Origin of the sequence: Mycobacterium sp. ACS4331 (genome assembly GCF_001667265.1) — a bacterium.
Taxonomy (GTDB): Bacteria; Actinomycetota; Actinomycetes; order Mycobacteriales; family Mycobacteriaceae; genus Mycobacterium.
On the sequence record NZ_LZHW01000048.1, the window covers coordinates 64004 to 83195 of the forward strand.

General features: G+C 67.8%; 16 protein-coding genes, 1 tRNA gene and 2 pseudogenes. 9 read left to right on the forward strand and 10 right to left on the reverse strand.

The features are described from left to right. The first annotated feature begins 15 nt into the window (after positions 1-15). The 3 genes from pgm (at position 16) to A5727_RS11850 (ending at position 3053) form a co-directional block, all read left to right on the forward strand. The gene (gene pgm, locus A5727_RS11840; RefSeq protein ID WP_068249193.1) at positions 16-1662 is read left to right on the forward strand and encodes a phosphoglucomutase (alpha-D-glucose-1,6-bisphosphate-dependent); all 1647 of its coding nucleotides are present in this window, start codon (positions 16-18) and stop codon (positions 1660-1662) included. After that, positions 1659-2924, forward strand: coding sequence for an MFS transporter (locus A5727_RS11845; protein WP_068249194.1), 1266 nt, complete (start codon positions 1659-1661; stop codon positions 2922-2924). Before pgm ends, A5727_RS11845 begins: the two co-directional genes overlap by 4 nt. A 56-nt stretch (positions 2925-2980) precedes the next feature. Continuing rightward, a tRNA-Ala gene (locus A5727_RS11850) sits at positions 2981-3053 on the forward strand. 69 nt (positions 3054-3122) lie between these two features. Here the strand turns inward: A5727_RS11850 and A5727_RS27845 are convergent. The 3 genes from A5727_RS27845 to A5727_RS11865 all read right to left on the reverse strand — a co-directional run bounded on the left by A5727_RS27845 (position 3123) and on the right by A5727_RS11865 (position 7132). Continuing rightward, positions 3123-3959, reverse strand: coding sequence for a hypothetical protein (locus A5727_RS27845; protein WP_068249195.1), 837 nt, complete (start codon positions 3957-3959; stop codon positions 3123-3125). A gap of 134 nt (positions 3960-4093) precedes the next feature. Then, positions 4094-4690, reverse strand: coding sequence for a DUF2510 domain-containing protein (locus tag A5727_RS11860; RefSeq protein WP_197507647.1), 597 nt, complete (start codon positions 4688-4690; stop codon positions 4094-4096). A 261-nt stretch (positions 4691-4951) separates the two neighbouring features. Beyond that, positions 4952-7132 carry a hemerythrin domain-containing protein gene (locus tag A5727_RS11865; RefSeq protein WP_068249196.1) on the reverse strand — a complete coding sequence of 727 codons (2181 nt, stop codon included), beginning with the start codon at positions 7130-7132 and terminating at the stop codon, positions 4952-4954. 78 nt (positions 7133-7210) lie between these two features. On the opposite strand from A5727_RS11865, the gene A5727_RS11870 reads away from it, so the two are divergent. Beyond that, complete coding sequence (locus tag A5727_RS11870) at positions 7211-7861, forward strand: TetR/AcrR family transcriptional regulator (protein ID WP_068249197.1); 651 nt, start codon at positions 7211-7213, stop codon at positions 7859-7861. A 1-nt stretch (position 7862) separates the two neighbouring features. On the opposite strand, the gene A5727_RS11875 is transcribed toward A5727_RS11870, so the two are convergent. Next, positions 7863-8201 carry an ArsR/SmtB family transcription factor gene (locus tag A5727_RS11875; RefSeq protein WP_068249273.1) on the reverse strand — a complete coding sequence of 113 codons (339 nt, stop codon included), beginning with the start codon at positions 8199-8201 and terminating at the stop codon, positions 7863-7865. 71 nt (positions 8202-8272) lie between these two features. Between A5727_RS11875 and A5727_RS11880 the strand changes: the two genes are divergently transcribed. Genes A5727_RS11880 through A5727_RS11890 form a run of 3 tightly spaced genes read left to right on the forward strand, consistent with a single transcriptional unit; the run spans position 8273 to position 11556 of the window. Continuing rightward, positions 8273-8752 carry a helix-turn-helix transcriptional regulator gene (locus A5727_RS11880; protein WP_068249275.1) on the forward strand — a complete coding sequence of 160 codons (480 nt, stop codon included), beginning with the start codon at positions 8273-8275 and terminating at the stop codon, positions 8750-8752. Positions 8753-8757: 5 nt separating this feature from the next. Continuing rightward, positions 8758-9168: a VOC family protein gene (locus A5727_RS11885; protein WP_068249198.1), complete on the forward strand. Its 411-nt coding sequence runs from the start codon at positions 8758-8760 to the stop codon at positions 9166-9168. Positions 9169-9189: 21 nt separating this feature from the next. Continuing rightward, positions 9190-11556, forward strand: coding sequence for an ATP-binding cassette domain-containing protein (locus A5727_RS11890; RefSeq protein WP_068249199.1), 2367 nt, complete (start codon positions 9190-9192; stop codon positions 11554-11556). A 16-nt stretch (positions 11557-11572) separates the two neighbouring features. On the opposite strand, the gene A5727_RS11895 is transcribed toward A5727_RS11890, so the two are convergent. Beyond that, entirely contained in the window at positions 11573-11911 is a 339-nt protein-coding gene (locus tag A5727_RS11895) for a hypothetical protein (RefSeq protein ID WP_068249277.1), read from the reverse strand. A 103-nt stretch (positions 11912-12014) separates the two neighbouring features. Next, positions 12015-12794, reverse strand: a complete 780-nt coding sequence (locus A5727_RS11900; protein WP_068249203.1) for an SDR family oxidoreductase — start codon at positions 12792-12794, stop codon at positions 12015-12017. A 134-nt stretch (positions 12795-12928) separates the two neighbouring features. Between A5727_RS11900 and A5727_RS28125 the strand changes: the two are divergent. Further along, positions 12929-13618 (forward strand): annotated as a pseudogene (locus A5727_RS28125) (DUF899 domain-containing protein); the annotation flags it as partial. Positions 13619-13636: 18 nt separating this feature from the next. Then, positions 13637-14083, forward strand: a pseudogene (locus A5727_RS28130) (SRPBCC family protein); the annotation flags it as partial. On the opposite strand, the gene A5727_RS11910 reads toward A5727_RS28130, so the two are convergent. The 4 genes from A5727_RS11910 to uraH all read right to left on the reverse strand — a co-directional run bounded on the left by A5727_RS11910 (position 14073) and on the right by uraH (position 19160). After that, positions 14073-16769, reverse strand: coding sequence for a molybdopterin-dependent oxidoreductase (locus tag A5727_RS11910; protein WP_068249205.1), 2697 nt, complete (start codon positions 16767-16769; stop codon positions 14073-14075). The pseudogene A5727_RS28130 and the gene A5727_RS11910 overlap by 11 nt on opposite strands. Continuing rightward, positions 16766-17593, reverse strand: a complete 828-nt coding sequence (locus tag A5727_RS11915; RefSeq protein ID WP_068249206.1) for an FAD binding domain-containing protein — start codon at positions 17591-17593, stop codon at positions 16766-16768. Before A5727_RS11915 ends, A5727_RS11910 begins: the two co-directional genes overlap by 4 nt. Before the next feature lie 70 nt (positions 17594-17663). Next, positions 17664-18842, reverse strand: coding sequence for an FAD-dependent urate hydroxylase HpxO (gene hpxO, locus A5727_RS11920; RefSeq protein ID WP_068249211.1), 1179 nt, complete (start codon positions 18840-18842; stop codon positions 17664-17666). Further along, positions 18843-19160: a hydroxyisourate hydrolase gene (uraH, locus tag A5727_RS11925; RefSeq protein ID WP_068249213.1), complete on the reverse strand. Its 318-nt coding sequence runs from the start codon at positions 19158-19160 to the stop codon at positions 18843-18845. Between the last annotated feature and the right edge of the window lie 32 nt (positions 19161-19192).

The following is a 19192-nucleotide window of genomic DNA, read 5'->3' on the forward strand; positions in this document are numbered from 1 at the left end:
GGGCAGAATTGGCCCATGGCCGCCAATCCGCGTGCCGGGCAACCGGCGCAACCCGAAGACCTGATCGACCTGCCGCACCTGGTCACCGCCTACTACAGCGTGCAACCCGACCCCGACGACGTCGCCCAGCAGGTGGTGTTCGGGACCTCGGGCCATCGCGGGTCCAGCCTGGACGGTGCGTTCAACGAGGCGCACATTCTGGCCACCACGCAGGCCATTGTCGAATACCGTGCCGCCCAGGGCACCACGGGGCCGTTGTTCATCGGGCGCGACACGCACGGCCTGTCGGAGCCGGCGTGGACGTCGGCGCTGGAGGTGCTGGCCGCCAACGACGTTGTCGCGGTGATCGATTCGGCTGACCGGTACACGCCGACACCCGCCGTCAGCCACGCGATCCTGACCTTCAACGCCGGCCGCGACACCGACCTCGCCGACGGCATCGTGGTCACCCCGTCACACAATCCGCCCCGCGACGGCGGCTTCAAGTACAACCCGCCCAACGGCGGCCCGGCCGACACCGACGCCACCGCCGCAATCGCGAAGCGCGCCAACGAGATCCTGCGCGACGGTCGCAAAGACATCAAACGCATCCCGCTGGTGCGCGCGCTGCAGACCGCGCAGCGCCACGACTACCTCGACGCCTATGTGGCCGACCTGCCCAACGTCGTCGACCTGCATGCGATCCGCGCCGAGGGCGTGCGGATCGGGGCCGACCCGCTGGGCGGCGCCAGCGTGGACTACTGGGGCGCGATCGCCGAACGCCACGGCCTCGACCTCACCGTGGTCAATCCGTTGGTGGATGCGACATGGCGGTTCATGACGCTGGACACCGACGGCAAGATCCGGATGGACTGCAGTTCACCCAACGCCATGGCGTCGCTGATCCACAAGCTCGACGCGGGCGACGCGGCCTACCAGATCGCCACCGGCAACGACGCCGACTCTGACCGGCACGGCATCGTCACTCCCGACGGCGGTTTGATGAACCCGAATCACTACCTGGCGGTGGCCATCGACTATCTCTACACCCACCGGCCCGACTGGCCCGACACCGTGGCCGTCGGCAAGACCGCGGTCAGCAGTTCGATCATCGACCGCGTGGTGGCCGGGATTGGGCGCAAACTCGTCGAGGTGCCCGTCGGCTTCAAATGGTTCGTGGACGGGTTGATGGGCGGGACAATCGGATTCGGTGGCGAGGAGTCCGCCGGTGCGTCGTTCCTGCGCAAGGACGGCACGGTGTGGACCACCGACAAGGACGGCATCATCCTGGCGCTGCTGGCCTCGGAGATCCTGGCGGTGACCGGACAGACCCCGTCGCAGCGATACGCCGAACTGGCGGCCAAGTACGGCGCGCCGACCTATGCGCGTATCGACGCCCCGGCTGACCGGGAGCAGAAGGCCCGGCTGTCGAAGCTGTCCGCGGAACAGGTCACTGCCACCGAACTGGCGGGCGAGGCGATCACCGCCAAGCTGACCACCGCACCCGGCAACGGCGCGGCCCTCGGGGGCTTGAAGGTGACCACCGAGAACGCCTGGTTCGCCGCGCGCCCGTCGGGCACCGAGGACGTCTACAAGATCTACGCGGAGTCCTTCCTGGGGCCCGAGCATCTCGCGGAGGTCCAGGAGGCCGCGCGCGATGTCGTGAATACAGTCATCGCGTGAGTTCGTGTACGGAGGACGACTGTAAGAAGCCCGCCAAGCGGAAGCTGCCGCGCGAGGTCTGGGTACTGGTCGCAGCAAACGTGGTGGTCGCGCTGGGCTACGGGGTGGTCGCTCCGGTGTTGCCGCAGTACGCCCGCCACTTCGGCGTCAGCATCGCTGCGGCGACGTTCGTCATCACCGCCTTCGCCGTCATGCGACTGGTCGGGGCGCCGCCGGCCGGTTTCCTGGTGCAGCGGTTGGGGGAGCGGCGCGTTTACATCTCCGGCCTGCTGATCGTCGCAGTCTCGACCGCGGCCTGCGCGCTGGCCGAGAGTTATTGGCAGCTGCTGTTGTTCCGCTCGCTGGGCGGCGTCGGGTCGGCCATGTTCACGGTGTCCTCGCTGGGCCTGATGATCCGGATCTCGCCGGCCGACGCGCGGGGCCGGGTCGCCGGGTTGTTCTCCTCCGGCTTCATGATCGGCTCGGTGGGCGGGCCGATCCTGGGTGCCCTGACCGCCGGGTTCGGCCTGTCGGCGCCGTTTCTGATCTACGGCGCCGCGCTGGTGGTCGCCGCGTTGGTGGTGTTCGTCAGCCTGCGGCATTCCCACCTGGCCGCCCCGGACGAGTCCACCGAGCCGCCGGTGCCGTTCACGACGGTGTTCCGGCATGGGGCGTACAGGGCGGCGCTGTTGTCGAACTTCGCGACCGGATGGGCGTCGTTCGGGCTGCGGATCGCGCTGGTGCCGCTGTTCGTGGTGGAGGTGCTGGGTCGCAGCCCGGGCGCGGCCGGGCTGGCGCTGACCGCCTTCGCGGTGGGCAACATCTCGGTGGTGGTGCCCAGCGGGTACATGTCCGATCGGTTCGGCCGGCGCAGGCTGGTGATCTTCGGTCTGGTGCTGGCGGCCGTGTCGACCGGTTTGGTGGGCTTCAGCGACTCGCTGACGGTGTTTTTGGTGGCCGGTTACGTGGCGGGCGCGGCGACCGGGATCTTCATCTCGCCGCAGCAGGCCGCGGTCGCCGACGTGGTGGGCAACAAGGCGCGCGGCGGGACCGCGGTGGCGACGTTCCAGATGATGGCCGACGTCGGATCGATCGGCGGATCGCTGTTGGTCGGGCTGATCGCGCAGTACCTGTCGTTCTCCTGGGCCTTTGTCATCAGCGGGCTGATCCTGCTGCTGGCCGCGCTGGGCTGGATCTTCGCCCCGGAGACCCATCGGGAACCGCCCGCGGGGCACACTCCGGCTCGTTCGATCGGCCCGGAGGCCGGTGGAGAGGTGCCCTGAACAGCCGTTTTGAGGCTTGGGGCTGATGTGGTGTAACTTCTACACGCACCACTTGAGGGGCTATGGCGCAGTTGGTAGCGCACCACACTGGCAGTGTGGGGGTCAGGGGTTCGAATCCCCTTAGCTCCACTCTCAAACCCGTTCCGGCTTTGGCCGGGGCGGGTTTTTTCGTGGGCCTCTCTCACTTACCCGAGGCCCTCAACGTGTGGAGACTCTGTCGATGCTGACGAACAGGCTTCGGCCTGTCCGGCTGTGTGTGAAGGTTGTGCCGTCTTTTGTGGCCACGATGATCCAGTCCAAGGCTCGGTAGTTCTGATACTCGAGCGGGACGACAGGGATGTCACCGAGGTCACCGACGATCCATTCGAAGGTGCCGTCGGCCATGAACCGTACGCCATTCGCCGGGCTGCCTTGAACGGACGGAGAATTGGTGAACCGCGCCTGGCAGTCCACCTCGTCGTTCATGATCTGGCAACGGGTTCGGCCCGATCTGGTGACGATGTAGACCATCCCCGAACGGGAGGGCGGTAGGGCGACGGCTCTTGGGGGCGGGAGTGCTGTCGGTGGGCGAGCCGCTGGTGTCCGGGGAGAGGCGGCCGGGCCCGTCGGTGTGTCAGCGCGTTTCGAGATCTCCGGCTCGTTTCCGAGTTGAAGGCTTATGCCCGCGCGGGCCTCGGTCTCAGTGAAGTTCACCTCACCTCGGTGCGCGACCTCCACCCGGTAGAACTTCTTTCCACTCGGCACATCGGTGATGCTGATGGGGAACGTGCAGTAGCCGTCGCCGCCGTCGCCGGAGCCGAGCACAGTCTTGGCGAGCAGCGTTCCCGACTCGTCTGACACAGTGACTGCGGTGCCGGGGCCGACGTCGCCGTACCCGCCGGTGCCACGACATCCACGGCCCGCCGCGTCACCGGCGGCGTACAGCGTCATGGTGCCGGTGATCCTGAACGGTTCGGCGGCGTCGAAGCGTGTGATCACGAAGTAGGCGCCGACGCCGGCGAGAGCGAGCACCGCCGCGGTGATGAAGCCGAGCACGACGCCGTTTCCAAACTTGCCCGAACACGTCGAACTTGGGGAATCCGATGGCGGGGCAGGCCATTGCCAGTGGGTCACCGGTGGCTGTTGTGATGACGGATCCAAACCAATCTCCCGGGACTAGCGTGCGGTGTCTAGCGGACCTTACGGCCCTGTGCGTCGGGAATTGCGCCGGCGATCATCATGAACGCCTCGATGATCAGCCAGATGGACAGTGGCACAAGGATGATCAGACCGACCAGAGCTACGGATGTCACCAGCCCGATGATGCCGAGTGTCAGTTGAACCGCACCGATGCCGTTGTATCCCAAGTAGAATCGTCCGAGGCCGAACCAGCCGAGGAACAGCTGCAACAGCCCCGCAACAACGCCTGATTTCACCGAATAGTCAGGCCTCGTAGTGAGGGGTGCCAGTTGATCCGTCCACTTCGACCCGTCGAAGTACCGCTGCGTCGGATTTCCGTTCGGGTCCGGATACCAGCCCGCTGCTGGGGCAGGCGGCGGTAAGTCGGCAGGCGATGTCACGTTCTTGGCCGTACTGCGCGCGGGCCGAGTCGCTTTGCCGTTGTCCGCGGTCTTGGGCTTGTTTCTGGCTGTCAGGGTCGGAACCGCTGGCATCTGAGATCGGGCGCCACATTGCGCGCACTTGAAGAACTTTGATGTCGACGTGGCCGCGAGGTTGAGCTTCGTGCCACAGTGTGGACAGATGACCCGACGAACGAGATCAGTCACGTCGACGCCTCAACTTCGGTGCCGTGCATCCACGCCGATAGCCCCGGGTCGGCCTTCGCCCGCTGGTGATGACATTCCCCCTCATACAACCAGGAGGGTAGCGGATCGGGTTGACGCCCGCGCAGGATTGTCAGGTCTCGAGCGGCGCCGCCGTTGACGGATCATTGCGCCCGTCGGGTCTGAGGTCGCCGTGGTCAGGCCCTTTCTCGCAGGCGAACTCCAGAACTCCGGTGGGGAATCCGAAAGGATTGAGGCTGAATGTCATTGGCCCGCGCAAGCCGGAGGACTCAGCGCTTGTCGCTGCGGGTGCCCCTCGCCCGCCTCGGCCTCGGCCAGTCCCGCCAACCGCAGGAGATCCCCGCGCAACGCCTCGGTTCGGTCGTCGTGCCCAGGAATGAGCACCGTGACCAGAGCCGACAACCACCGCGGCATCGCCACCCCTTGGAACGCCTGCGTCAGTCGAGTCCCGGAAGCGGTCGGTTCGAGCCGGAAATGCCATGCCGTGGCGTCACCGAATCCACCGGAGGTGAGGTAGGCGAACTCGTTCGGTTCGTCATGGAGGAAGACAGTGCAGTCCCGCGACCACCCCCACCGGCCACTGCGATTGCTGCCCCGGAATCGGTGGCCCGTCTTTGCCGATGTGGCGCCGTCGAGGTATTGCACCTCGCGGCACTCATGGCTCCACTCAGGAACCCGCAGCGGATCGGAGACCACGCTCCACACCGTGTCGATCGGTGCGGCGACATCGACACTGACCTTCGACGCAAGACTGCGCCGTAATCGGCTGTGCTGCGGCAGATACCAGCATTGCCAGGCCCGCCGCTCATAGCTGCGCGCCGCGAAGGTTTCGACGGCCCACGCGACCGGTCTGGGGACCACCGACCGGATGAGCGCACGGCCGGCGTCGGTGACGCCGTCGAACAGCCAGTGCGCGGTGAATGCCAACTCGGCGCGACTCAGCGGTGTGACGGCGTGGTCCTTTTCGACGGCGTCCCATTCAGCTTTGGACACCGCGGCCGCCACGATCGGCATCATCTCGGACTCCTCGCGCTCCAGATGCGGCAGCATCACCGCCGCCAGAGCATCGAGCGCGGCGGCGACCTCGGTGCGCGCGCCAGGATCCTGCGCATAGCTGCGGCAGGATGAGGTCAGCCGGTCGATCGCCGAGGACAAGGCCTGGTGGTCGGCGTCCATGATGTCCAGAATCCTGGCGGCCTCCGGGACACGTTGTCGGACCAGGGGATAGAGGCCCTCATCCTCCATGTGGTGGTGGCGGTGCAGGAACTCCATCATCCACTGCAGATGCTCGGCGATCGCGACACGTTGGCGGGGGTTGGGGTACGGCCACGTGGTCAACGCCGACTGCGCGCGTGCCAGGTCGCGCCGCAGTGCGTTGTGGACGATGCGCATCATCCGCGTGTCGGCAGGCCGGGTGAAGCCCAACTCGTCGAACCGCGGTACGGTCTGCCCCCGCCGACGCGCCTCGATCTCCACGCGGCCCTTGAGCTTGTGGCCCGCCGACATCAGGTGCACGGCCCGCCGGAGCGGGTTGGCTGGAATGCCGAAATCGTTGAGTGCTCGCTGCGCCTCAAACTCGATGCGGTCATCCACGGCGCGGCATCGCCCCGTCACGGTGGTGTTCTCCTGGCTCTCGAAGGCCGGGCCGTGGGCATGGAACGTCAGGCACGCTGGCCCGTCGATGATCTCGACGCCGGCGGGTGGACGGACGACGAACCCGGTGGACGTGGGTTCGGCGTCGCGCACGCGCAGTGGCAGTGGCCACCCGTCGGACGTGACGGTGGTCAGCACCGGCATCCCCAGTCGGTCGACGGCATCGCCCGTTCGGACCTGCCAGTCGGCGGGGGTGCGGTCGCTCCAGGAACCGGAACTGCGCCCGGCGGGTGCGGGATCTGACGGCGGCGCGCTGGGCGCATCCGGCGGCACCCACAGCTGCGGGGGAGTGTCGAGATCGCCACCCGGCCACCACAGCACGCGCACCGGGGTGACCTCGATCCAGATGCGGGCCCAGTACCAGGCCATGTGGGGAAGCAGAACCGGCGGGATGGCGTCGAATGCCTCCGGCAGGTGTGTCGACACGTCGGTGAGATAGCGGGCGGCGTTGGCGCGCAGGTCCGCGTCGCGGACCGTGGCCAGCCCCTGAACGACGAACGTCGCGGGTTCGGCGAGTCCAGATCCGAGAGGCTGTGAAAAGGACAGCGCCACTTTTGGATTGCGCCGCGCGCGCTCGGCCTTGAGGGGGTAGGTGAGGCCGGTGGCGACGTCCAGGGTGGCTCTGTCGGCGGCCTGGTACGGGGTCACCGGCCACGTGATGGGCGCGCCGTGGCGGTCCAGTGAGGCGTACTCGGTGGTGATGAACGCCGCGGCCTGGTCGCTGATCGTGGACCAGTCCAACGCCGTCTGGGTGTCTGAGCGGGTTGCCATGGCAACCTCCGGAACAACTTTGTTAGAGTCAGGTCTATTGAATAGAGTTGACTATAGGAACGTGGTGCCACCGTGTCAATGAGTCGCAGGTACGACAACAGCCGCCGGCGCGCGGACGCCGAGGCGCGTCAGCGCAGGATCGTCGAGGCCGCGACGTCCCTGTTCCTCGAGCACGGCTTCGGGGCCACCTCGATCGATCAGGTCGCCACGGCGGCTGAGGTGTCGGCGCCGACCATCTACGCGACCTTCGGCAACAAGGCCGGCCTGCTGGCCCGGGTGATCGATATTGCGGTCGTCGGTGACTATCGGGACATCCCGGTTGTGGACCGCATCCTGGCGGTCATCGAGGGGGCCGGCGCCGGCGAGGTTGAGCAGTTGGTCGCCGTCGCGCAGTTCATCCGCACCCTCAATGAGAGGGTGGCGCCATTGATTCGGGTCATGGAGCAGGCGGCCTCGACGGATCCGGCCCTGCAGGAGCTGCGCACACGACTGATCGGCGGCATCCGTTCGGACTGCGCGGTGGCGGTCGCGAAGGCGTGGCGCACCGCGTTGCGTCCCGAGCTCCCGGAGGACGAGGCGGCGGACGTGTTGGCGACGATGGTGTCGCCGGAGGTGTACTCGATGCTCACCGCGGACTCGGGCTGGTCATCTGAGCGCTACGAGCAGTGGCTCGCCCACGCGCTGCCCGCTCTGCTTCTGCGGCCTGATCTCTGCGGCGCGGCCGGTTAGCTCACCCGCAGCCGCACATCGCGCCGTCGGGACCGACGCATCGACAGTCGGGATCGACGGCGAGCACCAGGCCCATCAGGTCGTCGAGGGCGTGACCGATGCGTGGGTCGGCCAGTTCGTAACGAGTGCGCCGGCCCTCCGGAATCGCCACCACCAGGCCGCAGCCGCGCAGACAGGCCAGATGATTCGAGAGGGTCTGCCGCGAGACGCCGATCCGATCCGCCAGATCGGCGGGGTAGTTCGGTTCCATATTCAGGTTGAGCAGTATTCGGGCGCGTGTGGCATCGGACAGAGCATGGCCGAATCGGGCAAGCGCATCAGTGTGGGCCACGGTCTTCATGGTGCTCATAGTACAGAAAATGATGTACTCATGGCGCTGCCGTGTCGGTACTGCTCACCGGACAGAGTGGAATGCGGGCGCGACGCCGTGGCAGCATCGAGTGTGTGCCCACCCCGTTGGACCCACAGCGGCTGCGCGACCTGAAGCTGCTGCGGCGTGTGCGCGACCGGATGGACCGCGAGTACGCGCAGCCACTCAACGTCGAGGCACTGGCCCGCGGCGTGAATATGTCGGCCGGCCACCTGTCTCGTCAATTTCGCCTCGCCTACGGCGAATCGCCGTACAGCTACCTGATGACGCGCCGCATCGAACGCGCCGCGGCCCTACTGCGCCGAGGGGACATGACCGTCACCGAGGTCTGTTTCGCGGTCGGCTGCTCCTCGTTGGGCACCTTCAGCACACGGTTCAGCGAGTTGATGGGCATGGCCCCCAGCGAGTATCGCCGCCGGCACGGGGGCGCGAGCGACGGGATGCCGTCGTGCGTCGAGAGGCACGCCACCAGACCGATCAGGAATCAAGAAGCGCCACCCCCGACACTGCACTTAGCGTGACCGGAATGGACATCACCATTCACAACACCTTCCTCCCACACGACGACCCCCAAGCGTCGCTGGAGTTCTACCGCGACCTCCTGGGATTCGAGGTCCGTCTCGACGTCGGCGGCGGCGCCATGCGCTGGATCACGGTCGGCCCGCCGAACCAACCGGACACCGCGATCGTGCTGGCACCACCCGTCGCCGATCCGGGCGCCACCGACGACGAGCGCCGCGTGATCGCCGAGATGATGGCCAAGGGCACCTACGCCATGGTGGTCCTGGCCGCCAAGGACCTCGATGCGACGTTCGATCGGCTGGTCACGGGCAACGCCGAGATCGTGCAGGAGCCCACCGACCAGCCGTACGGCGTGCGGGACTGTGCCGTGCGCGACCCCGCGGGGACCATGATCCGTATCCAGCAGGCCGCCTGACCGCCGAGAGGACGAAACTGCATGCCCGGCAAGCACATCGCTGACAGTCACGACGTGATCCGCGTGGTCGGGGCACGGGAGAACAACCTCAAGGACGTCGACCTCGAACTCCCCAAACGACGCCTCACGGTGTTCACGGGTGTGTCCGGGTCGGGCAAGAGTTCATTGGTCTTCGACACCATCGCCGCCGAGTCGCAACGCCTGATCAATGAGACCTACAGTGCCTTCGTGCAGGGGTTCATGCCGACGCTGACCCGGCCCGAGGTGGACCTGCTCGAGGGGTTGACGACGGCGATCATCGTCGACCAGCAGCGGATGGGCTCCGACCCGCGCTCGACGGTCGGGACGGCCACGGACGCGGGGGCTCTGCTGCGCATCCTGTTCAGTCGGCTCGGCAAGCCGCATATCGGCTCACCGCAGGCGTTCTCGTTCAACGTCGCCTCGATCAGCGGCGCCGGTGCGGTGACGGTCGAAAAGGACGGCAGGACCGTCAAAGAACGTCGGGAGTTCGCCATCACCGGCGGCATGTGTCCTCGATGCGAGGGGCGCGGATCGGTCAATGACTTCGACCTCACCGCGCTGTATGACGACTCCAAGTCGCTCAACGAGGGCGCGATCACCGTGCCCGGCTACAGCATGGATGGCTGGTACGGGCGAATCTACCGGGGCTGCGGATACTTTGACCCTGACAAGCCCATCGCCAAGTTCGCGAAGAAGGAACTTGACGCTCTGCTGCACAAGGAGCCGACCAAGATCAAGGTCGACGGCGTCAACCTGACGTATGCGGGGCTGATCCCGCAGATCCGGAAGTCGTTCCTGGCCAAGGATGTCGATGCCATGCAACCGCACATCCGGGCCTTCGTCGAGAAGGCGATCACCTTCACGGTGTGCCCCGACTGTGCTGGCACCCGGTTGTCGGACCTGGCGCGGTCATCAAAGATCAAGGGCCTCAACATCGCCGATGTGTCCGCGATGCAGATCAGCGACCTGGCCGAGTGGCTGCGGGGTGTCGACGAGAAGTCGGTGGCGCCCCTGGTGCAGGGCCTGCAACACCTGCTGGACTCGTTCACCGAGATCGGGCTGGGTTACCTGTCCCTCGACAGACCGGCTGGCACGCTGTCCGGGGGAGAGGCTCAGCGCACCAAGATGATCCGCCACCTCGGCAGTTCACTGACCGACGTCACCTATGTGTTCGACGAGCCCACGATCGGACTGCACCCGCACGACATCGACCGGATGAACGGCCTGCTGCTGCGACTGCGAGACAAGGGCAACACCGTGCTGGTGGTCGAGCACAAGCCCGAGACGATCGTGATCGCGGACCACGTCGTCGACCTGGGGCCGGACGCCGGTTCGGGAGGCGGCGAGGTGGTGTTCGAAGGCACCGTCGACGGCCTGCGCGCCAGTGGCACTGTTACCGGGCGGCACCTCGAGGATCGGGCGGCGCTGAAGGACTCGGTGCGGAAGCCCAACGGCGCGTTCGAGATCCGCGGGGCCGCCACCAACAACCTGCGTGACATCGATGTCGACATCCCCACGGGAGTGCTGGTGGTGCTGACGGGTGTCGCGGGCTCGGGCAAGAGTTCGCTGATCACGGGATCGGTGGCCGGCCGCGAAGGGGTCGTGACCGTCGACCAGAGCCCGATCCGTGGTTCGCGCCGCAGCAACCCGGCCACCTACAGTGGCCTGCTCGACCCGATCCGCAAGGCCTTCGCCAAGGCCAACGGGGTCAAACCGGCGCTGTTCAGTTCCAACTCCGAGGGCGCCTGCCCCACGTGCAACGGTGCAGGCGTGATCTACACCGAACTCGGTGTCATGGCCACCGTCGAATCCCCCTGTGAGGAGTGCGAGGGCCGTCGGTTCCAGGCGTCGGTGCTGGAGTACACCCTGGGGGGCCGCAACATCGCCGAGGTGCTGGCGATGCCCGTGGCCGAGGCGCAGGCCTTCTTCGGCGACGGTGAGGCACGGACACCGGCGGCGCACAGCATCCTGGAACGCCTCGCGGACGTCGGACTCGGATACCTGCAACTGGGCCAACCGCTCACCACGCTGTCAGGCGGCGAGCGTCAACGCCTCAAACTGGCGACCCGTCTCGGCGACAAGGACAAGGCGGACGTCTTCGTCCTCGATGAGCCGACCTCGGGTCTGCACCTGGCCGACGTCCAGCATCTTCTCGGCCTGCTGGACCGTCTCGTCGACGGCGGCCGATCGGTCATCGTGATCGAACACCACCAGGCCGTGATGGCTCACGCCGACTGGATCATCGATCTGGGCCCGGGTGCCGGCCACGCCGGTGGCCGCGTGGTCTTCGAGGGCACGCCCGCAGACCTGGTGGCCAACGCGACGACGCTGACGGGGAAACACCTGGCGGCCTACGTCGCCGCGTGAGACGTGTGAGACGGACTCAGCAGGACTCGAGGCCGCGGCGCACGACGCCGAACAGCACACCCTCCTGGGGCACGAATGCGCTTCCGGCGCGCGGCGCGGTGGCGCACACGGTCCAGTTCGCGGGACTCAACTGCTGGCGGGCCAGGCCGTTCATGTCCAGGGTGCCGGTGGGGATCCGGACGCTCTCGTCCAAGCCCGCGACCTCGGCGTAAGCCGCGGCCAGGCTCATACCGCGCACGTCCGGCATCTCCAAGGTGCCCTCCTCGTCGGCGGCCGACGCCGGCCCGGCCAACATCAGGGCGCCTGCCGCGAGAATCGCGCTGAGCGTGGAGATTCCTGCAACGTGCTTGGTCATGGAGAACCCTCTCTGGTCGAAAGCAGAACGGTAGTCGCCAGCGTCAGTTTTGCGCAGCGAATTCACAGGAATCTTAATCTGCCACACGCGCCACACGGTGCGGTCACTGCTCGTCGCCGGCAGCTTTCGTGCGCGGCCGGATGCGGGGCGCCAACTGGACGATCTCCGGGACCACGCTCGGGTTGGCGTGCGCGGTGGTCACGAGCGACACCAGGGTTTCGGCGACATCGCGCAGGGCTGACATCTGGGCCGGCAGCTGACCGTGCTCGACCCACGACTTGAACAGCTCCTGCAGCAGGTCACGATCCGCACCGCGGAGGATCTCGGTGTCCTCGGTGGGGCCCATGCCCACGCGGATGACCGACAGTTCGGGATGCTCGCTGCGCCACGAGTGCAGGATCTCGTCGAGTGCGGCCTTGCTGGCGTCGTAGGCCGCGACGCCCGCGCGGGGGCGGCCGACATCGCGGCTGGAGGTGATCAGCGCGACGCCGTTCTCCGCCAGGTGCGGCAGCGCGGCGCGGAGCACGTTGTTGGCGCCGATCGTGTTGACCGCGAAGGCGTGCAGCCAGGTGGCGACGTCGGTGTCCTCGATGTAGGCGAAGGGCACCACGGTGCTGGTGAACACCACGGCGTCCAGGCCGCCCAGAGCATCCGCCGCCTCGCCGACCACCCGCTCGATGGCTTTGAGGTCCTCGACGTCGAGTTCGAAGGCCGTGCCGTCGATCGACTTCGCCAGTTGGGTCAACAGGTCCATCCGCCGTGCCGCGACCGCGACCTTGGCGCCGCGTTCGGCGGCGCTCGTGGCGACGGCGTGGCCGATCCCGGACGAGGCGCCGACCACCAGGATCCGCAACCCGGCCGCGTCTTGCAGTTGACCGCTCACAGGTGACCTGCCTTCTGGTGTTAGGGCATCCTTTGTTGACGGGAATCTACCTGGCCCACGGTTCGCGATGATTTTCGGCCCTCACGTGTGTCTGTATGAGCAGAATCACGCGCAGACATGTTGAGGAGTCATCGATGAGCACAGAAGCCCCGGTCGCCACTGCGTTGCCGCCGATTGTCGACAAGAACACCTGGTCACAGGCGTTGGCGAGGCTGCGCGAACGCGAGAAGGCGGCCACTCGGGAACTCGACGCGATCGCGGCCGAGCGGCGCAGACTGCCGATGGTGCAGCTGCCCGAGTACACCCTGGTCGGCGCGGACGGGCCCGTGAGCCTGGCCGACGTGTTCCGCGGGAGGTCCCAGCTGATCGTCTACAACCACATGTGGACCGACGGCGCGGAGTGGCAGTGCGGCGGATGCACCGGTTTCACCTCGCAGTTCACCAGGCTGGAGTTCCTGGACAACTACGACGCCCGATTCGTCATCGTCACCAACGGGCCCATCGAGGAGGCGCTGGCCTACCGCGAGAAGGTGGGCAACAAGATGGAGTGGTACTCGGCGGCGGGCAGCTCGTTCGGTGCCGACGTCGACGCCGCGCCCGGCGAGGGGTTCGCGGTCAACGTGTTCCTGCGCGACGGGGACACCGTGTACCGCACGTGGCACACCAACGGTCGCGGCACCGAGCAGTTGAGCCATTCCTTCGCCCTGATCGACCTCCTGCCGTGGGGGCGCCAGGAGGAGTGGCAGGACTCACCAGCCGGATGGCCGTCACGCCCGACGTATTCGGGCTGGCTGGACAGCCCCGACGTCGCCCGCGCCTACGGCCCCGAACACTTCGTCGCCACCCGCACGATCGCGGCCCCACCGTCACAGGTCTTCGCCCTGCTCGCCGATCCGGCCCGGCACCACCAGACCGAGCCCGGCGACTGGGTGCGCGACGCGGTGGATCCGAAGCCAATCACCGGCGCCGGGCAGATGTTCGAGATGAACATGTTCCTCGACGCCGCGGGCGGGCACTACGTGACGCACAACCTGGTCAACGCCTTCGAGCCGGACCGCGCCATCGGTTGGTTGACCGGTTCACTCGATGAATCCGGCCAACATCAACCCGGCGGCTGGAGTTGGCGTTATGACCTGTGGCCGGTCGGATCGGGCACCGAGGTCACCCTGGCCTACGACTGGAGCGCCACCCCGCAGAGCTTCCGTGACGAGATCGGAGGCATGCCGCCCTTCGGGGAGGGCTACCTCACCGAATCGCTTGCCGCGCTGGAGCGTTCGGTCACCCAGTGATCATCGCCCGCCACACGCGGGCAGGCGTCATGGGCAGTTCACGAACGCGCGACCCGCAGGCCCGGGCGATCGCGTTCGCCAGGGCCGGCGCCACAGGGTTGTACGGTGCCTCGCTCATCGACTTCGCCCCCAGTGGTCCGAGTTCGTCGTGGGAGTCGGCGAAGTACACCTCGGTGACGGGCACGTCGGCCAGCTGCGGGATGTGGTAATTGCGCAGGGTCTGCGTGAGCACGGTGCCGTCGGGGCCGATCAGCATCTGCTCGTAGAGGGCTGAGCCGATCGCTTGGGCCACACCGCCTTCGATCTGACCGCGGCACTGCTGCGGGTTGAGCACCACCCCGGCGTCGGCGGCCTGAACGCTCTGCAGGATCCGCACCTCTCCGGTTTCGGTGTTCACCGCGACCCGGAAGGCGTGCACGTTGAACGCCACCGAACGCGGTGTGCCGTCGTGGCTTCCGTGGCCGGTCAACTCGGGCAGGGCCGCGAAGTCGACGAGACGGTCGCCGCACTGCACGCCGTTGCGGCCCAGCACGCAGGACGCCGGTGATGAGCCGGTGAGTTCCGCGGCGGCGTCGGTCAGGGCGGTACGCAGGTCCCGGCAGGCCCGCAGCACCGCGCGGCCGGCGACCACGGTGCCCGCCGAACCGAACGCTCCGGTGTCGAACCCGTTGGTGTCGGTGTCGGACTGGTGCACCTCGATGCGGTCGGCGACGGTGTTGAGTTCGGTGGCGGCCAACTGGGTGTGCACGGTCGTGGTGCCGTTGCCGAACTCCGCGGTGCCGACCCGCAGGGTGTAGAAGCCGTCGGGGTCCACGGACACCGACGCGTCGGCGAAATGACCGCGCGGGGGAATGGTCGCGATCATCGACACCGCCATCCCCTCGCCCACCTGCCACTGCGGACCGTCGGGGGCCGCGACACCGTTGCCGTGTCGCAGGGCGGCCTCGGCGAGGTCCAGGCACTGGTCCAAACCGTAACTGCCGAAGGTCAAGTCGTCGTCGAGTACATGCGCGTCGACGAACGGGTCTCCTGGGACCACGACGTTGCGGCGGCGGAACTCGAAGGGGTCGATGGCCAGCGTCGAGGCGAGTTCGTCGAGGGCCGACTCGACCGCGAACATCACCTGCCCGAGACCGTAACCGCGGAACGCGCCCGACGGCAGGTTGTTGGTGTACACCGCCTGCGCGTCCACACGCTTGTTCGCACACCGGTAGATCGACAGCGACTCGCCGCACCCGTGGTACATCACCCCGGGACTGTGGTTCCCGTAGGCGCCGGCGTCGATCAGCACGTCGACGGCCAATGCGGTCAGGGTTCCGGCCGAGTCGGCGGCCGCGGTGACGTCGACGCGGAACGGGTGCCGACATGGTGCGATCGTGAACTGGTCACTGCGGGTGAACTCGTAGCGCACGGGTTCGCCGAGGCGCAGCACAGCCAGCGCCACCAGGTCTTCGACGAGCATCTCCTGCTTGGCACCGAATCCGCCGCCCAGTCTCCTGGTGAAGACGTGGACCTCGGCCGGAGCCAGGTCGAACAGGTGGCACAGCTCGTCGCGCACCAGGAACGGCACCTGCGAACTGGTCCGAATCACCAGCCTGCCCAGTCCATCTCGCCATCCCGTGCAGCCGTGCGTCTCCAGATGCGCGTGCTGTACCCGTTGAGTGTGCCATCGCCCGCGCACCACCGCGCCGTCGGCCTCGGCGGCCGTCACCGCGGCCGCGACGTCGCCGACCTCACCGTGCAGTTCGGCCACGATGTTGCGACTCGGATCGGCGATGCGAGACTCAGTTCCCTTGTCGCCGTGCACCAGCGGTGCGCCCGGCGTCCGCGCCTCGTCGGGGTCGAACACCGCGGGCAGCGGTTCGAAGTCGACGACGATGGCGTGGCAGGCGGCCTCGGCGGCGGCGAGCGAGTCGGCGACCACCGCAGCCACCCGTTGGCCGACGAAACGCACGGTGCGGTCCAGGATCACGGTGTCGTCGGGGTCATCCTCACGGAACTGGTGGCGTGCCGTGGAGAACGGGATTGCCGGGCCGTCGTGGTGCGTCAGGATCAGGCGCACGCCGGGAATCGACGACGCGGCGGTGGTGTCGATCGAGGTGATCCGGGCGTGGGCGATCGGGCTGGGCAACACGGCCATATGCAGCAGACCCGGTGGGTCGCTGTCCATGGTGTACTCCTCGGTCCCGGTGACCACGCGCACCCCGGCGGGGGCACCGATCGACCGGCCGGCGTCTCGGCCGCTGGGCTTGTCGACGTTCACCGTGCCCGACAGCGCGTCCAAGATCGCCCGATATCCGGTGCAGCGGCAGAGGTTTCCCTTCAAGTGCTGCGGCAGGTCCGCGGCCTGCTCGTCGGACAATGTGCTGGCGGTGGTGATCATCCCGGCGGTGCAGAATCCGCACTGGAACCCGCCCGCCTCGACGAACCGGCGCTGGAGCGGGTGCAGGTCCCCAGGCGTGCCGAGGCCGGCGACCGTGGTCACCGTCCCACCTGCGGCCCGGAACGCCGGAAACACACACGAATGCACCGCGGTCCCGTCGACCAGCACCGAACAGGCACCGCAGTCCCCGGCGTCGCAGCCCTTCTTGACCTCGAACCGGCCGAGGTCACGCAGGAAAGTCCGCAGGCACTGACCCGGCCGCGGTTCGTCGTCTCGGCTCTCTCCGTTGAGCTCGAACCTCATGACAACTCGGCTCGGATCTGCTCGGCGAGCGTCGAGGTCATCGCGCGGCGCCAGTCCGGATCCCCGTGGGCGTCGAGGGTCCAGGCGTCGTCGGGGATCGTGGACAGGGCGTCGTGCAGCGTCGCGGAGTCCGGGGTGGCGGGGAAGGCGAAGACGTGGGGCCGGACGGTGGCGGCCGTGACGGACAGGACGAAGGCTGTGCCGTCGGCGTCGCGGCGACCGAGGACGACCACAGCCGAGCGGCCCAGCGGTGAGGGGGCGAGTTTGCGGTAGGCGGTGCGCGCCCGCAGCGCGGCGGCGGGCAGGTGCACGGCGCGCAGCACGTCGCCGGGCTCCAGGATGTTGCTGGCCGCTCCCGTGACGAACTCGGTGACCGCGACGGTGTAGTCGGAGCCGTCGGCGCGCCACACCGTGACGGCGCCGTCGAGGACCGATGTAAGCGAGATCATGGACCCCGCCGGAAGCGACAGGCAGATGTTGCCGCCGACGGTCGCGGTGCCCCAGATCTTGAACGACGCCAACAGTGCTGTGCAGCACTGCCGGAACAGCGGCGCGGCCACCCAGTCGGGGCGCTGTACGGGCAGAGTGGCCGACAGCCGGGCCACCTCGGCCAGCGTGCAGGTCGCGGCCAGTTCGATTCCGTTGTCGGTCACGGTGATCGACGGCCAGCCCAGGCCGGTGATGTCGACGAGCCGGCGCACGTCCGGTTGTGGCTCCGAGAACAGCCAGGTGCCGCCGGCCAGGATCGCGTCGGCTGGACCGAGTGGCCACACGTCCTCGCGGCGGGCGGGGGTTCGCACGGCCTCGACGGAGTTGAGGTCCATGGCCCGACGGTAGTTGCCCTCGGGTCCGCCCGCAGGACGAAGGAGCCGGACTGCGGGCGGGCGGGGAGGCTCAGCGCGGGCTGATCGGTGTCAGCGGTCCGCCCATGATGTTGCCGACGATTCCGCGGATGATGTTCTCGCCCGTCTCGTTTCGCAGTTCGTCATACCACCGCGCGGTGGCCTGCGGATCCTTGGCATGGGTGACGTCGCAGCGTTTCCTGGCGCGCAGCACCAGGTCGCCGGCGCGCTCGGTGCGGGCGGCCTGATACGCGGCCAGGGCGGCATGCACGTCGTCGGGATGATCCTGGAACGCCCACTGCAGCGCCACGGCGTCCTCCATGGCCGAGCACCCACCCTGGCCGATGTCCGGGGTGGTGTTGTGCGCGGCGTCTCCCAACACCGCGACCCGGCCCTTGACCCAGGTTTCGAACGGGTCGAGGTCCAGGATCTCCACCCGGTTGGTGGTGGCCGGGTCCAGACTGTCGATCAGCTTCTGCACACCGGGCGCCCACCCGGCGAAGTGGTGGCGCAGCACCTCACGCGCACTGCCTCGTTCGTAGGGCTGGCCCTGTGGTTCGACGACGTCGAAGAAGAAGTAGAACCTGCCCACGGCCACCGGCATCACCGACGCGCGCTTGCCGTCGCCCACATAGGTGGTCCACTCGTTGGCCGGGCCGATCTCCTCATCGACGTCCACCAGGCCGTTGAAGTTGACGTAGCCGGCGTAGCGTCGCTCGACGGGGCCACCCAGCACGTACTCGCGGGTGATCGAATTGGCGCCGTCGGCACCGATGATGAGGTCGGCCGACACCGTGGTGCCGTCGGCGAAGGCGGCGACGGCGCGGTCGCCGTCGGCGCTGGTCTCGACCTGGACCATCTTCATACCGAAGTTGATGGCGTCCATACCGTAGGCGTCCATGAGCATCTGCTGCAGTTCGGCGCGCGCGATGGGATAGGGGCGCTGGCCGACCTCGTCGATCAGTGGCTGCATCGAGAACCGGCACATGGTCTCGCCGGTGTGGCCGTCGACGTAACTCATGGAGTCGACGATCCCGCCCAGTTCGGCGGTCTGCTGTTCCAGGCCGAGGTGGTTGAGGCACAGGACGCCGTTGGACCACACCGAGATCGCCGCGCCGACGGGTCTGTTCTCACTGACCCGCTCGTAGACGTGGGTGTCGACGCCGATCCGGCGCAACGCGATTGCGGCGCTCATCCCTCCCATGCCGGCGCCGATGATCACGGCCTTCATTCAGCTCCCTCGGTAGGTGGAGTACGAATACGGCGACAGCAGCAGGGGCACGTGATGATGGGCGGCGGAGTCGGTGATCTCGAAGGTGATCACCACCTCGGGGTAGAAACCGGTCACGCGCTGCGCCGCGAAGTACGCGCCCGTGTCGAACCGCAGGCGGTAGATGCCCGCGCGCAGTTCGCCGCCCAGCTCGCCGATGCGGCCGTCGTCGTCGGTGACTCCCGCGGCCAGTTCGGCGCCTGAGTGCGACAGCGAGACGGCCACACCGGCGGCCGGGCGGCCCGTGCTGGCATCCAGGACATGGGTGGAGAGGCTCATGCCCTCCTCCCTATTCCGCGAGCGCCCGTGTC

Coding starts and splice junctions, on each gene's coding strand:
- pgm (WP_068249193.1), top strand. CDS start 16: ATGGCCGCCAATCCGCGTGCCGGGCAACCGGCGCAACCCGAAGACCTG.
- A5727_RS11895 (WP_068249277.1), bottom strand. CDS start 11,911: ATGACCAAGCACGTTGCAGGAATCTCCACGCTCAGCGCGATTCTCGCG.
- A5727_RS11915 (WP_068249206.1), bottom strand. CDS start 17,593: ATGGACCTCAACTCCGTCGAGGCCGTGCGAACCCCCGCCCGCCGCGAG.
- A5727_RS11890 (WP_068249199.1), top strand. CDS start 9,190: ATGCCCGGCAAGCACATCGCTGACAGTCACGACGTGATCCGCGTGGTC.
- A5727_RS11870 (WP_068249197.1), top strand. CDS start 7,211: ATGAGTCGCAGGTACGACAACAGCCGCCGGCGCGCGGACGCCGAGGCG.
- A5727_RS11865 (WP_068249196.1), bottom strand. CDS start 7,132: ATGGCAACCCGCTCAGACACCCAGACGGCGTTGGACTGGTCCACGATC.
- A5727_RS11880 (WP_068249275.1), top strand. CDS start 8,273: ATGCGGGCGCGACGCCGTGGCAGCATCGAGTGTGTGCCCACCCCGTTG.
- uraH (WP_068249213.1), bottom strand. CDS start 19,160: ATGAGCCTCTCCACCCATGTCCTGGATGCCAGCACGGGCCGCCCGGCC.
- A5727_RS11885 (WP_068249198.1), top strand. CDS start 8,758: ATGGACATCACCATTCACAACACCTTCCTCCCACACGACGACCCCCAA.
- A5727_RS11875 (WP_068249273.1), bottom strand. CDS start 8,201: ATGAAGACCGTGGCCCACACTGATGCGCTTGCCCGATTCGGCCATGCT.
- hpxO (WP_068249211.1), bottom strand. CDS start 18,842: ATGAAGGCCGTGATCATCGGCGCCGGCATGGGAGGGATGAGCGCCGCA.
- A5727_RS11910 (WP_068249205.1), bottom strand. CDS start 16,769: ATGAGGTTCGAGCTCAACGGAGAGAGCCGAGACGACGAACCGCGGCCG.